This window comes from Micromonospora musae, assembly GCF_003626635.1.
Classification (GTDB): domain Bacteria; phylum Actinomycetota; class Actinomycetes; order Mycobacteriales; family Micromonosporaceae; genus Micromonospora; species Micromonospora musae.
The window spans coordinates 359,117-373,367 of sequence record NZ_RAZT01000001.1 but is presented as its reverse complement, the minus strand read 5'-3'; the positions used below and the strand labels follow the sequence as shown (position 1 = coordinate 373,367).

The following is a 14,251-nucleotide window of genomic DNA, read 5'->3' as shown; positions in this document are numbered from 1 at the left end:
CGAGCGTCGCAGCACGACCCACGCCGACGGCCACCCCGTCGGCCGGTGCGCCAGACGGTGTCGCCGCGGAGTCGCGTGCCCGGACGGAGAGATGATGTCCCTGCTTGACGATGTCAACGAGCCCGCAGACCTCGACCGGCTCACCGGCGACCAGCTCCGGCTGCTCGCCACCGAGATCCGGGCGTTCCTCGTGGACGCGGTCTGCCGGCGGGGCGGTCACCTCGGACCCAACCTCGGCGTGGTCGAGCTGACCCTGGCCCTGCACCGGGTCTTCCGCTCCCCGCGCGACCGGATCATCTTCGACACCGGACACCAGTCCTACGTCCACAAGCTGGTCACCGGCCGACGGGACCGCTTCACCGGACTGCGCGGTCGCGGCGGCCTCTCCGGCTACCCCCGGCGCGCCGAATCCCCGCACGACCTGGTGGAGAACTCACACGCCTCGACCGCCCTCTCGTACGCCGAAGGGCTGGCCCGCGCGTACGCCCTCGACCGCACCGAACGGGCCGTGGTGGCCGTCATCGGCGACGGCGCCCTCACCGGCGGACTCGCCTGGGAGGCGCTGAACAACCTCGCCACGTCGCCGGGCCGGGTGGTGGTCGTACTCAACGACAACGGCCGCTCGTACGCCCCGACCGTCGGCGGTCTCGCCGACCACCTCGGCGGACGACACGGAGGCGAGGCCGGACCGGGCCTGTTCGAGTCGCTCGGCCTCAGCTACCTCGGCCCGATCGACGGCCACGACGTGCACCAGGTCGAAGCCGCCCTGCAGAAGGCCCGCGCCGCCGACCAGTCGGTCGTGGTCCACTGCGTCACCCGCAAGGGGTACGGGCACCGACCCAGCGAGACCGACGAGGCCGACCGCCTGCACTCCGTCGGAGTGATCGACCCGCTCACCGGCCGACCGGCGAGCACGCCGGGCCGCACCTGGACCGACGCCCTCTCCGACGAACTCGTCGCCATCGGCGCGAGCAACCCCGACGTGGTCGCCGTCTCCGCGGCGATGCTCGGCCCCACCGGGCTGGCCGCCTTCGGCGAGCGCTACCCCGACCGCACCGTCGACGTCGGAATCGCCGAGCAGCACGCCGTCACCTCGGCGGCCGGGCTCGCCTTCGGCGGCAAGCACCCCGTCGTGGCGATCTACGCCACCTTCCTCAACCGCGCCGTCGACCAGGTCCTGCTCGACGTGGCCCTGCACCGGCTGCCGGTCACCCTGGTGCTCGACCGGGCGGGCATCACCGGCCCGGACGGCCCCAGCCACCACGGCATGTGGGACCTCGCGCTGCTCGGCGCCGTGCCGGGGCTGCGGGTCGCCGCACCCCGCGACGAGACGACGCTGCGTGAGGAGCTGCGGGAGGCCGTCGCCCACCAGGACGGACCCACCCTGCTGCGCTTCCCGAAGGCCCGCGTAGACGACGAGATCCCCGCCCTCTACCGCAGCGGCGGAGTGGACGTGCTGCGCACCGCCACCGCCGCGCCCGTCCTGCTGGTCGCCGTCGGAGCGATGGCCGCGTCCACCCTGCGCGCCGCCGACCTGCTCGCCGAGGCGGGCGTCGAGTGCACGGTGGTGGACCCCCGCTGGGTGCGCCCGGTGAACGCGGCCTTGACCGCCCTCGCCGACGAGCACGCGCTGGTCGTCACCGTCGAGGACGGAATCCGGGACGGCGGCGTCGGCAGCAGCGTCGCGCTGGCCCTGGCCGACGCGGGGGTCGGCGCCCCGGTACGGGCCCTCGGCCTGCCGACGTCCTTCATTCCCCACGGCGAGCGCGCCGGGCTGCTCGCCGAGCACGGCCTCGACCCGTCCGGCATCTGCGCCGCCGTCCTGCACCAGATCTCGACCCTGCCCGCCGGCCTCGACCCGCGGGACCGGTCGCAGTCGTCGCTGACCGCACTGCACGGATGACCCGCCACCGCCGGACCCCCGCCCGAGAGAGAGGAGACCAGGGATGAGTCAGCAGGTCGTCGTGCCCGCCGTGCACCGGCTCGCCCAGGCCCGGGCGGAGGAGAACTTCCCGGTCGCGCTGCGGGTGCTGCCGGACCGGTACCGCCGCCACCTGCTGGCCGTCTACGGGTACGCCCGCCACGTCGACGACCTCGGCGACGAGCCGCAGGCGCCGGGGGTGGACCCGACCGCCGAACTGGACCGGATCGAGGCAGAGCTGCGCGCCCTGGACACCGGCCGGGCGGTGAACCACCCGGTGGTACGCGCCCTCGCGCCCACCATCACCGGCTGCCGGCTGCCCGTCGACGCTTTGATCCGGCTCATCGAGGCGAACCGGGTCGACCAGCGGGTCACCCGGTACGCCACGTTCGCGCAGCTCGTCGAGTACTGCACGCTCTCCGCCAACCCGGTGGGGGAGCTGGTGCTGCACGTGTTCGGGCAGGCCGGGCGGGCGCAACGCGAACTCTCCGACCGGGTCTGCACCGCCCTGCAGATCGTCGAGCACCTTCAGGACGTCGCCGAGGACCACCGGCGCGGCCGCGTGTACCTGCCGGGGGAGGACATGGAGCGCTTCGGTGTGACCGAGGAGGACCTCACCCGTCCGGCCGCGAGCCGGCCGCTCCGCGAGCTTGTCGCCTTCGAGGCGGAGCGGGCCCGCGCCTGGCTCGACGCCGGCGCCCCACTGGTGTCCGCGCTGCACGGCTGGGCCCGCCTCGCCGTCGGCGGGTACCTGGCCGGCGGCCGGGCCACCCTCGACGCGCTCGCGGCCGCCGACCACGACCCGCTGCGCGACGCGGTCCGCCCGCACCGCCGGCGGGTGCTGCGCCGCTGGCTGGCCGCCACCGTACGGAGCGCCGGATGACCGCGACGACCAGCGCCGTCGAGGACGCCTACCGTCGCTGCGAGGAGATCACCCGCAGCCAGGCGGCCAACTTCGCGTACGGCATCCGGCTGCTGCCCCCGGTGAAGCGTCGGGCGCTCTCCGCCATCTACGCCGCCGCCCGGCGCATCGACGACCTCGGCGACGGTGACCTGCCCCGGGACGAGAAGCTCTACCAGCTGGCGGAGACCCGGGCCGCGCTGCGCCGGCTCCCCACCGACCGCGGCGGAGACCCGGTGCTCACCGCGCTCGGGCACGCCGCGACCCGCATGCCGATCCCCCTCGCCGCCTTCGACGAGCTGATCGACGGATGCGTGGCGGACGTCGTCGGCCGCCGGTACGACACCTTCGACGGTCTGGTCTGGTACTGCCGCTGCGTGGCCGGCTCGATCGGCCGGCTGTCGCTCGGCGTCTTCGGCGCCGCCCAGCCGGAGCCGGCGGCCCGACTGGCCGACGCGCTCGGCGTCGCCCTTCAGTTGACCAACATCCTGCGCGACCTGGTGGAGGACCGCGCCCACGGGCGGATCTACCTGCCTGCCGAGGACCTGCGCCGGTTCGGCTGCACGCTGGAGCTGGGCGGCACCGGGTTCACCGACCCGCCGGAGCGACTGGCGGAGCTGGTCCGCTTCGAGGCGGCCCGCGCCGCCCGCTGGTACGACGACGGGCTGCGGCTCCTGCCGCTGCTCGACCGGCGCAGCGCCGCCTGCACCGCGGCCATGGCCGGCATCTACCGTCGCCTGCTCGCCCGGATCGCCGCCGACCCGCTCGCGGTCACCCGTACCCGGGTGTCGCTGCCCGGTCGGGAGAAGGCGTGGGTGGCCGCGCGCGCACTCGTCGGGCGCACCGGATGACCGGGCAGCTCGGGACGCCGCCGGAGAGCGGCGGGGTGTGCGTCGTCGGCGGTGGGCTGGCCGGAATCACCGCGGCGATCCGCCTCGCCGACCTCGGCCTGCCGGTGACCCTGCTGGAGAGCCGCGCCGAACTCGGCGGCGCCACCTACTCGTTCCGCCGCGAGGGGCTGACCGTCGATACCGGCCAGCATGTCTTCCTGCGCTGCTACCACGCCTACCGGGATCTGCTGGAACGGCTCGGCACCACCGCCGGCACCCAGCTGCAGCGCCGGTTCGAGGTGCCGGTGCTGCTGCCGGGACACGCGCCGCACGTGCTGTCCCGGCGCAACCTGCCCGCGCCCGCGCACCTGCTGCCCGCCCTGGCCGGCTACCGGCTGCTCAGCCCCGCCGAACGGCTCGCCGCCGTACGGGCCTGCGCCGCGCTGCGCCACGTCGATCCGGACTCGCCGGGCACCGACCGGCACAGCTTCGGCGACTGGCTCGCCGCCCACGGCCAGACACCACGGCTGGCGCGCCGGCTCTGGGACCTGATCACCGTGGCCGCCCTCAACGTGCCCAGCACGCAGGCGTCGCTGGCGCTCGCCGCCCGGGTCTTCCGCACCGGCCTGCTGGAGACCGCCGACGCCGGTGACATCGGCCGCCCCCTGGTTCCCCTGACCGAGCTGCACTCCGTCGCCGCCCGGCGGGTCCTGGACGGGCTCGGCGCCCGGGTACGCCTACGTTCCCGGGTGCGGTGGATCCACCCGGAGCCGGCCGGGTTCCGGCTCGGCGTGGACGGCGGCGAGCTCGCCGTCGACGGCGTCGTGCTCGCCGTGCCGCACCACATCGCCGCCGCGTTGGTCCCACCGGCCGCCGCCCCGGCCGCCGCCGAGTGGAACCGTCTCGGCGCCGCGCCCATCGTCAACGTGCACCTGCGCTACGCGCACCGGGTGACCCGGCTGACCATGGCCGCCGCAGTGGAGTCGCCGGCACAGTGGATCTTCGACCGGTCGAGCCCGGACGCCGGCGACGAGCAGCACCTCGTGGTCTCACTCTCGGCCGCCGACGCCGAGATCGACCGCCCCTCCGCCGAGCTGGTGGCCGCCCAACGCGAGGCGCTCGCCGAACTCCTCCCCGCCGCGCGGCGCACCCCGGTACGCGACGCGTTCGTCACCCGGGAACCGCGAGCCACCTTCCGGCAGACTCCCGGCACCCGCGCGTACCGGCCCGCGGCGGACACCCGCCTGCCCGGACTGGTACTGGCGGGCGCATGGACCGACACCGGATGGCCGGACACGATGGAGGGCGCGGTGCGCAGCGGCGAGACGGCCGCCGACATCCTCGCCCGACAGCTCGCGTCCCGGCCCCGACACCATACGGAGGCCGCACGATGACCGTTGTACGCAGCCGCAGCACCGACCAGATCCAGACGTACGTGGAGCCGGCGATCCGGGCGCTGCTGGACCGTCTGGACCCGGGCAGCCGGCTGGTCGCCGGCTACCAGCTCGGTTACTGGGACGCCGACGGGTCGCCGGCGGCCAGCCAGGGCAAGGGCCTGCGTCCGGCGCTGGCGCTGGTGTCGGCGCGGGCCGCGGGGGCCACCCCGGAGGCGGGTGTGCCGGCGGCCGCGGCGGTCGAGCTCGCGCACAACTTCTCGCTGCTGCACGACGACGTGATGGACGGCGACACCGAACGCCGCCACCGGCCCACCGCCTGGACGGTCTTCGGCGTCGGCCCGGCGATCCTCGCCGGGGACGCGCTCATCGGGCTGGCCTACGAGGCGCTGATCGAGGTGGCCGGAGGTGAGCCCGCCGCGCGGCGGCTCGCCCGGGACGTCCGCGCGCTGATCGCCGGACAGATGGCCGACCTCAGCTTCGAACGGCGCGACGACATCACCCTCGACGAGTGCCTGACCATGGTCGGCGACAAGACCGCCTCCCTGCTGGCCGGGTCGTGCGCGCTCGGGGCGCTGCTCTGCGGCGGCCCGCCCGGACTGGTCGACGGGCTGTCCCGGTTCGGTTTCCACCTCGGTCTCGCCTTCCAGCTCGTGGACGACGTGCTCGGCATCTGGGGCGACCCGCGCCGCACCGGCAAGCCGGTCGGCTCGGACCTGCGCGCCCGCAAGCGCAGCGTCCCGGTCGTCCGGGCGCTCTCCGGCGGCGACCCCGCCGCGCTGGCCCTCGCCGACCTGTACCGCTCGCCGGCGGCGCTCACCGACGCGGACGTCGCCCGGGCCACGGAGCTGGTCGAGGCGACCGGCGCCCGCGAGTGGACCCAGCAGCGGGCCTGGCAGGAGACCGAGGCGGCCCGCGCCGAACTCGACGCCCTGTCGCTGCCCGAGGACGTACGGGCCGAGCTGACCGAGGTGGCCGACTTCATCACCGGACGGGACCACTGATGACCGAGCTGCTCTCCGCGAAGACCGCCACCGTCGACCCGGGGCCACCCGCCGGCCCCGACCCGCTCGACGCTGCCCGGGAGGCGCTGCGCCGCGCCCGGGAGCACCTGCTCGGACTCCAGGACGACGAGGGCTGGTGGAAGGGCGACCTCGCCACCAACGTCACCATGGATGCCGAGGATCTGATGCTGCGGCAGTTCCTCGGCATCCGTACCGCGGAGCAGACCGACGAGACGGCCCGCTGGATCCGTTCCCAGCAGCTTCCCGACGGCTCCTGGGCGACCTTCCACGGCGGTCCGGGTGACCTCTCCACGACGATCGAGGCGTACGTGGCGCTGCGCCTCGCGGGGGACACGGTGGAGGCGTCGCACATGGCGGCGGCCGCCGCGTTCGTCCGGGCCCACGGCGGGCTGGCGGCCAGCCGCGTCTTCACCCGCTTCTGGCTCGCCATGTTCGGTCACTGGCCGTGGTCGCGGCTGCCGGCCGTCCCACCGGAGCTGGTGCTGCTGCCGTCCTGGATGCCATTCAACGTCTACGACTTCGCCTGCTGGGCGCGGCAGACGATCGTTCCGCTCTCCATCGTCCGGGCCCTGCGTCCGGTGCGCTCGCTCGGCTTCGGCGTGGACGAGCTGCGTACCTCGGCCCCGCCCCCGCGACCGCCCCGACTCGGCACCCGCCCCGGACTGCTGCACCGGCTGGACCGTCTCGCCGGCTCCTACGAGCGGATCGCCCGCGGGCCGGTGCGCCGGCACGCCCTGCGCCGGGCCGCCGAGTGGATCGTGGCGCGGCAGGAGGCCGACGGCTCGTGGGGCGGCATCCAACCGCCCTGGGTCTACTCGCTGATGGCGTTGAACCTGCTCGGCTACCCGCTGGACCACCCGGTGCTGCGCGCCGGACTGGAGGGTCTGGAGCGGTTCACGATCCGCACCCGCACCCCGGACGGGCCGGTGCGCTGGCTGGAGGCCTGCCAGTCGCCGGTGTGGGACACCGCGCTCGCCGTCACGGCGCTGGCCGACGCCGGCCTGCCCGCCGGGCATCCCGCGCTGGAGCGGGCCGGCCGGTGGATGCTGGACGAGGAGATCCGGGTACGCGGCGACTGGGCGGTACGCCGGCCGAACACCCCGCCCGGCGGGTGGGCCTTCGAGTTCCACAACGACGGGTACGCCGACACCGACGACACCGCTGAAGTGATCATGGCGCTGCGGCGTACCGGCGTGCCGGTCGAGCCCGCTGTGCTGCGCGCGACCCGATGGATGCTCGGCATGCAGTGCCGCGACGGCGGCTGGGCCGCCTTCGACGCGGACAACACCCGCAAGCTCCTCGCCGACCTGCCGTTCTGCGACTTCGGTGAGGTCACCGACCCGCCCAGCGCGGACGTGACCGCGCACGTCGTCGAGGCGCTCGTCGCCGAGAACTACGCCGGCACCCTGCCGGTGCGCCGCGGCGTGCACTGGCTGCTGCGCGCCCAGGAGCCGGACGGGTCCTGGTTCGGGCGGTGGGGCGCCAACCACGTGTACGGCACCGGCGCGGTGGTGCCCGCCCTGGTGGCCGCCGGGGTGCCGCGCCGGCACCCGGCGATCCGGCGAGCGGTGGACTGGCTGCTGGCGCACCAGGGCGCCGACGGCGGCTGGGGCGAGGACCTGCGCTCCTACCGGGACCCGTCCTGGGTCGGTCGGGGCGAGTCCACCGCGTCGCAGACCGCCTGGGCGCTGCTGGCGTTGCACGCCGCCGGCCACGGCACCGGCGAGCCGGCGCTGCGCGCGGTGCGCTGGCTGGTGCAGACGCAGCGACCCGACGGGGGCTGGGACGAGCCGCACTTCACCGGCACCGGCTTCCCCGGCGACTTCTACATCAACTACGGGCTGTACCGGCTGGTCTTCCCGATCAGCGCGCTCGGCCGGATCCTGGACACCGGGGCCGGCGACCTCGAGGCCACGGTGACCCGGTGATCCGCCCCAGCGTCCCGGACGCTCCCACGTGGACGCTCTACGCGCCCATGCGACCGGAGCTGTCGGCGCTGCGGCGTGGGCTGGGTGACCGCGACCCGCTGGACCGGCTCACGCTCCGCCGCACCGGCATCGGGCCGCGCCGCGCCCGGTCCGTCGCGGCCCGCCGTCCGGCCGGGACGGCCCCCGTCGCCGTCGCCGGGATCGGTGGGGCGCTCTCCCCGGACCTCGCCACCGGCGACGTGGTGGTGGCCGACGTGGTACGCGCCGACCCGCTGGCCGTCGACGCCCCGGCGGGGGAGGTGCGGATGCCCGACGCCGACCTGCTCGCCGCCGCGCTGCGCCGGCACGGGCTGCGGGTGCACGTCGGTCCGGTGGTCAGCACCGACCGGCTGGTCGACGGGGCCGCCCGGGAGCGGCTGGCCGCGACCGGCGCGCTCGTGGCCGATCTCGAGTCGGCGTGGCTGCTGGCCGGCTGCACGGGCCGCCCGACGGCCTGCGTGCGGGTGGTCGCCGACACGGCGGCCGGTTCGCTCTACCGCCCGGCGGTGCTGCGTCGGGTCCGTGCCGCGCTGCGGGTGCTGCCCGTGGTGGCCACCGGCCTCACCGAGTGGGCCGTGGCCGCCGGCAGCATGCACGAGCTGCTGCTGGCCTCGCCCCGGTCTTTCTGCGCCGGGGTGGAGCGCGCGATCGCGGTGGTGGAGCAGGCGCTGCGCCGGCACGGCCCACCCGTCTACGTCCGCAAGCAGATCGTGCACAACGCCCGGGTGGTGGCCGACCTGCGTGCCCAGGGGGCGATCTTCGTCGAGGAGCTCGACGAGGTGCCCGACGGGGCGCTCACCGTCTTCTCCGCGCACGGCGTGGCACCCGCCGTACGGCAGGAGGCCGTCGACCGGCGGCTGCCGGTGATCGACGCGACGTGTCCGCTGGTGACCAAGGTGCACGCCGAGGCCCGCCGGTTCGCCGGACGGGGTGACACGGTGCTGCTGATCGGGCACGACGGCCACGAGGAGACCGACGGCACGCTGGGGGAGGCGCCCGACCGGATCCGGCTGGTGCCGGATCCGGCCGCGGCCGAGACGGTGCAGGTAGACGACCCGCAGCGGGTGTCCTACCTGGTGCAGACCACCCTCGCGGTGGACGAGGCGGCGGGCATCATCGACGCGCTGCGGCGGCGTTTTCCGGCGCTCGTCGGTCCGGGCTCCGACGACATCTGCTACGCCACCACGAACCGGCAACAGGCCATCACCGCCGTGGCGGCCCGGGCCGACCTGGTGCTCGTGGTCGGCTCGACGAACTCCTCGAACTCCCGCCGCCTGGTGGAGGTCGCCGAACGCGCCGGCGCTCGGGCCCACCTGGTGGACGACGTGAGCGACGTCGACCTGCGCTGGCTCGCCGGCGCGCGGACCGTCGGCGTCACGGCCGGCGCGTCGGCGCCGCCCGGACTGGTCGACGAGGTCGTCGCCGCGCTCACCGCACTCGGGGCGAGGGAGGTGAGCGAACACACCGCAGCCGTGGAGGACGTGGTTTTCACCCTGCCGAAGGAGGTACGCCAGCCGTGAGTATGCCGTTGCGTCAGAGCCTGCGTATCGCGCGATACCTGGCCGAACAGAAGATTCGCCGGCGCGAGCGGTTCCCGTTGCTGTTGGAACTGGAGCCGCTGTTCGCCTGCAACCTGAAGTGCGCGGGCTGCGGCAAGATCCAACAGCCGGCGAGCCTGCTCAAGCGCCGGATGCCGGTGGAGCAGGCGCTCGCCGCGGTGGAGGAGTGCGGCGCGCCGATGATCTCCATCGCCGGCGGGGAGCCGCTCATGCACCCGGAGATCGACAAGCTGGTCGCCGAGCTGGTGCGCCGGAAGAAGTTCGTCTTCCTCTGCACCAACGCGATGCTGCTGCCCAAGAAGATCGAGAAGTTCACGCCGTCGCCCTACTTCGCGTTCACCGTGCACATCGACGGGCTGCGCGAACGGCACGACGCGGCGGTGTGCAAGGACGGTGTCTTCGACGTCGCGGTGGAGGCGGTCCGCGACGCCAAACGTCGTGGCTTCCGGGTCACCACGAACACCACCATCTTCAACACCGACACGCCGCAGACCGTCATCGAGGTGCTCGACTACCTCAACGACGACCTGAAGGTCGACGAGATGATGCTCGCCCCGGCGTACGCGTACGAGAAGGCGCCCGACCAGGAGCACTTCCTCGGGGTCACGGAGACCCGGGAGCTGTTCCGCAAGGCCTTCGCCGCTGGTCGTCGCGCCCGTTGGCGACTCAACCACTCGCCACTCTTCCTGGACTTCCTGGAGGGGAAGGTGGACTTCCCGTGCACGGCGTGGGCGATCCCGTCGTACTCGCTGTTGGGCTGGCAGCGGCCCTGCTACCTGCTCTCCGACGGGTACGCCGAGAGCTACCAGGAGCTGCTGGAGACGACCGACTGGGACAGCTACGGCCGGGGCCGCGACTCGCGCTGCGCGAACTGCATGGCGCACTGCGGATACGAGCCGACGGCCGTGCTGGCCACCATGTCGTCGCTGAAGGAGTCGATCCGGGCGGTCAAGTCGACCACCTGAGCCGGCGCTCGCCGCGACGGGCACGGCGGGGACCACCCGCCCCTGCTCGCGGCGGCGCCGGCGGGACCGTTCAGCCGAAGCGGGTCGCGAGCCGGCGGTACAGCGCCGGCAGCAGTCCGCGGATCGCGACCGGCAGGCGAAGCCAGCCCGGCACGTAGACCTCGGCCCGGTCCTTGGCGATCGCCTCGGTGAGGGCGGCGGCGACCCGGTCCGGCGGCAGCGGGCGGGGCCGGCGTCGCCGGTACGGCTGTCCCCGGCGTACGAAGAACGGGGTGTCCACGACCCCGGGGACCACCGTGCTCACCGCGACCCGGCGACAGGCGAGCTCCATCCGCAGGCTGGCCGCGAAGGCGTCCAGCCCGGCCTTGGTGGCCGCGTAGACGGCCTCCCCGTTCACCCCGAGCCGACCGGCGATCGAGCCGACGAAGACCAGGTGTCCGCCGCGGTGGCACATGCCGGGCAGCAAGGCCCGGGTCAGCTCCATCGGCGCCCGCAGGTTCACCGCGAGCAGCTCGTCGGCGAGCGAGTCGGCCATTCCGTTGAAGGGCCCCGCCCAGCCGACGCCGGCGTTGTTGACGAGAACATCCACCCGGGTGAACCGGGCCAGGGCCCGCTCGGCCAGCTCCCGACCGGCGTTCGGGCGACTCAGGTCGGCCACGAGGGGAGTGGCGCCGGTCTCCGCGGCGAGCCGGTCCAGCCGCTCGGGGTCACGACCGGCCGCGACGACCTGACTTCCGGCCTGGCTGAGTTGACGCACCACCGCCGACCCGATCCCCGACGACGCGCCGGTCACCAGCACCACCGCGCCGTTCAGGCGCATCGTGGCACTCCGGGTGGGCCGGCTCCCGACACCGTCCGGTCGACCCGGCCACCCGTCGCCGGGCCGCTCGCCTCGTCGCTTCGGATCGTCTCGCGCCAGCCCCGCTCCGCCCCGGAGCCCCCGACGGGGACCTCGTGCGCCGCCGCGCCGTCACCGGCCCGAGCGCCGCCGGTCGACCCGGCATCCGCGTCGGCGAGCAGCTCGGCGAGGCCGCGCCGCAGGGCCGCGACGGTGGCGTCGCCGACCTCGACGAAGGCGGCGTTGAGGATCACCCCGACCTCGAAGCTCGCGCCGCTGCGCAGCACGGCGATGCCGATGTGTACGTCCTCGGCGAGCGCGACGACGGGAGCCGCGGCTCGTACCGGGGCCTCGGCCATCACCTTCAGCGGGAAGGAGGTCGGCATGTAGGAGACGACCACGTTGAGGCGACGGCTGGTGTAGAAGCGCCGGGCCAGGGCCGCGTGCACCGGTGCGGGCAGCGCGCCCATCATCCGCATCACCATGCCCGCGGCCTCCGCTTCGCCGCTGTTCAGCGCGGCGCGCAGGGTCCGGCGTACCGCGGCGACCCGCTGCGGCGCCGGCATCGGGCCCAACGGGAGGTCGAGGCCGACCGCCCCGGTCCAGTTGCCCTGGGTGGGCGCGCGCCGCCGCGCGTCGCGGGAGACGGCGAACATCACCCGCAGCCGTGCCGGCACCGGGGCCGGGTGCGCCGCCCCGAGCGCACCGGCGGCGAGCGCCAGCATCAGTTCGCTCGGATGGGCGCCGCAGGCGCGGGCGGCCCGCAGCACGTCGGCGGCGGGCAGGCTCAGGTTGATGAGGCGCCGTCGCGGCGAGTCGATCCGACGGTTGAGCGGGGTGCGCGGCGCGGCCCCCCGGGTGGCGAGCCGGGCCAGGCCGCGTGCGGTCCGGCCGAGGCGGCGGGCCGCCTCCCGCGCCTGGTCGAACCCGACCGGGGCCTGCCTCGCGGCGGCGACCCGGGGTGCGGCGGGCGGCGCGTTGCGGCGGAAGCGGCTCGGTGGCGCCTCCACGGTGTCCAGCAGCCGCCGCACCACGGCGATCACGGAGATGCCGTCGCCGAGGCAGTGGTGCAGCTTGACGGCGAGTCGCGTGTGTCCGTCCGGCAGGCCGCTGACCAGCAGCATCCGCCAGGGTGGCCGGTCGGTGGGTAGCGGCTCGGACCAGAAGCGGTCCACGGCCGCCTGCCCGTCGTCGCCGGCCGCCACGTGTACCTCGTCCAGGTGCGCGGCCGGGTCGACGAAACGGTCGATCACCCAGCCGGGACGGCGCCATCGGCCCCGCTCCACCGGTCGGCGGCGCAGGGTCGGGATCGCCGGCAGCCGCCGGGCCACCAGCGCGGTCAACTGCTCCCGGGTGACGGGTTGCCCTTCGGCGCGGGGCCCCAGCTCCAGCACCGTCCCGATCTGTTGGGCCTCGCTGGCGGTCTGGACGTGCAGGAAGAAGGCGTCCTGCGGGCGCAGGGGCCAACTCGGCCGGCGTGCGGTCGCCGGCTGGCCGTGGTGGACCTGCGGGGCGTCCCCGTCCGGCCCGGTCGGGCGCGTGTCCCGCGCGGCGCCGGGGTCGCCCGTGCCGCCGGCCGGCGCGGAGCCGACGCCCGGGGAACCTCCTTCGTCGGCCCCGGAGACGAGGGCGAACTCCCCGTCGAGAGCCGCGGCGGGGACGCGTACCGGGCCCGGTGACTCGGCGACCGCCGGCAGGCCGAGGTCCGGCAGCCGACCGTCGGGTGGGACCTCGATCGGGCGCGGCGGCTGGCGGAGCCGGGTGCGGACCCCGGCGACGAGCGTCTGCGGGGTGTGCGCGGTCTCCGCGAGTCCGGCGGCCGCCATCAGCGCCGCGTTCGCGGCCCCGTGCGCGGCGATCGGCCGGTACATCACGATCGGGGTTCCGGTGGCCAGCGCCTCGAGCGCGGTGGCCCCGCCGGCGTTGGTCACCAGCAGCCGGGCGGCCTGCAACAGCGTCGGCATGTCGTCGACCCAGCGCCGCACCACCAGCCGACCCGCCGGGACGTTCAACGCCTCGAGCCGGGCGGCGAGCCGCTCGTTGCGTCCGCAGACGGCGACCACCTGGATCGGATCACCGACGCCGACCAGCGCCTGGATGGCCTCCTCGACCGCGCCGAAGCCGTACGACCCGCAGGCGACCACGACCGCGGCCCGGTCCGGGTCGAGGTCGCAGCGGCGGGCGGCCTCCACCCGGTCGCCGGGGCGGAACGAGTCGAGCACCGGTGGCGCGCAGACCCCCAACGTGGTGCCCGACGCGGAGACCGCGGCGAACGGCACCGCCGCCCGATGCACCACCAGGTTCAGGTCGAGCTCGGGGTAGACCCAGAAGGGGTGGGGCGCGAAGTCGGAGATCCACGCGCCGATCGGGACGCCGAGCCCGCGGTGGCGACGCAGCCACGCCAGTCCGGCGCTGCCCAGCGGGTACGTGGAGACGATCAGGTCCGGATCGAAGGCGTCGACGACCGGGGCGAGCCGGCGCCCGGCCCACGAACCGGTGAACCACTTGGCGGTGCCGGCGAACCAGTGGAAACGCCACAGCGAGGCCCAGAAGAACTCGTACAACCAGGGCGTCACGCCCACATTCGTCACGTAGATGCGCCGGAAGCTGCGACCCACGCCGGCGCCCATGACGTCGAGGGTGTCCACCCAGCTGACCCGGCTGCCCGGCCAGATCGCCTGGATCCGCTCCTCCAGCGCTCGCCCGGTGGCGTCGTGCCCGCCGCCGATGTCGGCCGAGACGACGAGGACGCGCCGGGCGGCCGGGCCGCCCGCGGCACTCACGCCGCACCCGCCGCGCTCGGCGTGCGATACCTGCGCGAAGACGGGTATGCGCAGGTACCTTCGCCGGC

At 75.1% G+C, this 14,251-nt stretch carries 10 protein-coding genes and 1 pseudogene; 9 read left to right on the top strand and 2 right to left on the bottom strand.

The window, feature by feature from the left end; genetic code table 11:
* Positions 1-94 precede the first annotated feature (94 nt).
* The 9 genes and pseudogenes from D7044_RS01750 to hpnH all read left to right on the top strand — a co-directional run bounded on the left by D7044_RS01750 (position 95) and on the right by hpnH (position 10,562).
* The gene (locus D7044_RS01750; RefSeq protein ID WP_120687717.1) at positions 95-1,903 is read left to right on the top strand and encodes a 1-deoxy-D-xylulose-5-phosphate synthase; all 1,809 of its coding nucleotides are present in this window, start codon (positions 95-97) and stop codon (positions 1,901-1,903) included.
* 43 nt (positions 1,904-1,946) lie between these two features.
* Positions 1,947-2,804, top strand: coding sequence for a squalene synthase HpnC (gene hpnC, locus D7044_RS01745; protein ID WP_120687716.1), 858 nt, complete (start codon positions 1,947-1,949; stop codon positions 2,802-2,804).
* Positions 2,801-3,673, top strand: a complete 873-nt coding sequence (gene hpnD / locus D7044_RS01740) for a presqualene diphosphate synthase HpnD (RefSeq protein ID WP_120676288.1) — start codon at positions 2,801-2,803, stop codon at positions 3,671-3,673. The genes hpnC and hpnD overlap by 4 nt, the downstream gene beginning before the upstream one ends.
* Positions 3,670-5,046: a hydroxysqualene dehydroxylase HpnE gene (gene hpnE / locus D7044_RS01735; RefSeq protein WP_120687899.1), complete on the top strand. Its 1,377-nt coding sequence runs from the start codon at positions 3,670-3,672 to the stop codon at positions 5,044-5,046. The genes hpnD and hpnE overlap by 4 nt, the downstream gene beginning before the upstream one ends.
* Entirely contained in the window at positions 5,043-6,050 is a 1,008-nt protein-coding gene (locus tag D7044_RS01730) for a polyprenyl synthetase family protein (protein ID WP_120687715.1), read from the top strand. The genes hpnE and D7044_RS01730 overlap by 4 nt, the downstream gene beginning before the upstream one ends.
* Positions 6,050-7,999, top strand: coding sequence for a squalene--hopene cyclase (shc, locus tag D7044_RS01725; protein ID WP_120687714.1), 1,950 nt, complete (start codon positions 6,050-6,052; stop codon positions 7,997-7,999). The genes D7044_RS01730 and shc overlap by 1 nt, the downstream gene beginning before the upstream one ends.
* 47 nt (positions 8,000-8,046) lie before the next feature.
* A pseudogene (locus tag D7044_RS32805) lies at positions 8,047-8,517 on the top strand (phosphorylase family protein); the annotation flags it as partial.
* A 111-nt stretch (positions 8,518-8,628) separates the two neighbouring features.
* The gene (gene ispH / locus D7044_RS32800) at positions 8,629-9,558 is read left to right on the top strand and encodes a 4-hydroxy-3-methylbut-2-enyl diphosphate reductase (protein WP_233564856.1); all 930 of its coding nucleotides are present in this window, start codon (positions 8,629-8,631) and stop codon (positions 9,556-9,558) included.
* Between the two features lie 2 nt (positions 9,559-9,560).
* The gene (gene hpnH / locus D7044_RS01715) at positions 9,561-10,562 is read left to right on the top strand and encodes an adenosyl-hopene transferase HpnH (protein ID WP_233563099.1); all 1,002 of its coding nucleotides are present in this window, start codon (positions 9,561-9,563) and stop codon (positions 10,560-10,562) included.
* Positions 10,563-10,632: 70 nt separating this feature from the next.
* On the opposite strand, the gene D7044_RS01710 is transcribed toward hpnH, so the two are convergent.
* Both D7044_RS01710 and D7044_RS01705 read right to left on the bottom strand, forming a co-directional pair.
* Complete coding sequence (locus D7044_RS01710) at positions 10,633-11,382, bottom strand: SDR family NAD(P)-dependent oxidoreductase (RefSeq protein WP_120687712.1); 750 nt, start codon at positions 11,380-11,382, stop codon at positions 10,633-10,635.
* Positions 11,373-14,183: a wax ester/triacylglycerol synthase domain-containing protein gene (locus D7044_RS01705; protein ID WP_120687711.1), complete on the bottom strand. Its 2,811-nt coding sequence runs from the start codon at positions 14,181-14,183 to the stop codon at positions 11,373-11,375. Before D7044_RS01705 ends, D7044_RS01710 begins: the two co-directional genes overlap by 10 nt.
* Positions 14,184-14,251: the final 68 nt, after the last annotated feature.

Excerpts from the sequence above, each read along its gene's own strand:
- D7044_RS01750 (WP_120687717.1), top strand. The coding sequence starts at position 95 with ATGTCCCTGCTTGACGATGTCAACGAGCCCGCAGACCTCGACCGGCTC.
- hpnC (WP_120687716.1), top strand. The coding sequence starts at position 1,947 with ATGAGTCAGCAGGTCGTCGTGCCCGCCGTGCACCGGCTCGCCCAGGCC.
- hpnD (WP_120676288.1), top strand. The coding sequence starts at position 2,801 with ATGACCGCGACGACCAGCGCCGTCGAGGACGCCTACCGTCGCTGCGAG.
- hpnE (WP_120687899.1), top strand. The coding sequence starts at position 3,670 with ATGACCGGGCAGCTCGGGACGCCGCCGGAGAGCGGCGGGGTGTGCGTC.
- D7044_RS01730 (WP_120687715.1), top strand. The coding sequence starts at position 5,043 with ATGACCGTTGTACGCAGCCGCAGCACCGACCAGATCCAGACGTACGTG.
- shc (WP_120687714.1), top strand. The coding sequence starts at position 6,050 with ATGACCGAGCTGCTCTCCGCGAAGACCGCCACCGTCGACCCGGGGCCA.
- ispH (WP_233564856.1), top strand. The coding sequence starts at position 8,629 with ATGCACGAGCTGCTGCTGGCCTCGCCCCGGTCTTTCTGCGCCGGGGTG.
- hpnH (WP_233563099.1), top strand. The coding sequence starts at position 9,561 with ATGCCGTTGCGTCAGAGCCTGCGTATCGCGCGATACCTGGCCGAACAG.
- D7044_RS01710 (WP_120687712.1), bottom strand. The coding sequence starts at position 11,382 with ATGCGCCTGAACGGCGCGGTGGTGCTGGTGACCGGCGCGTCGTCGGGG.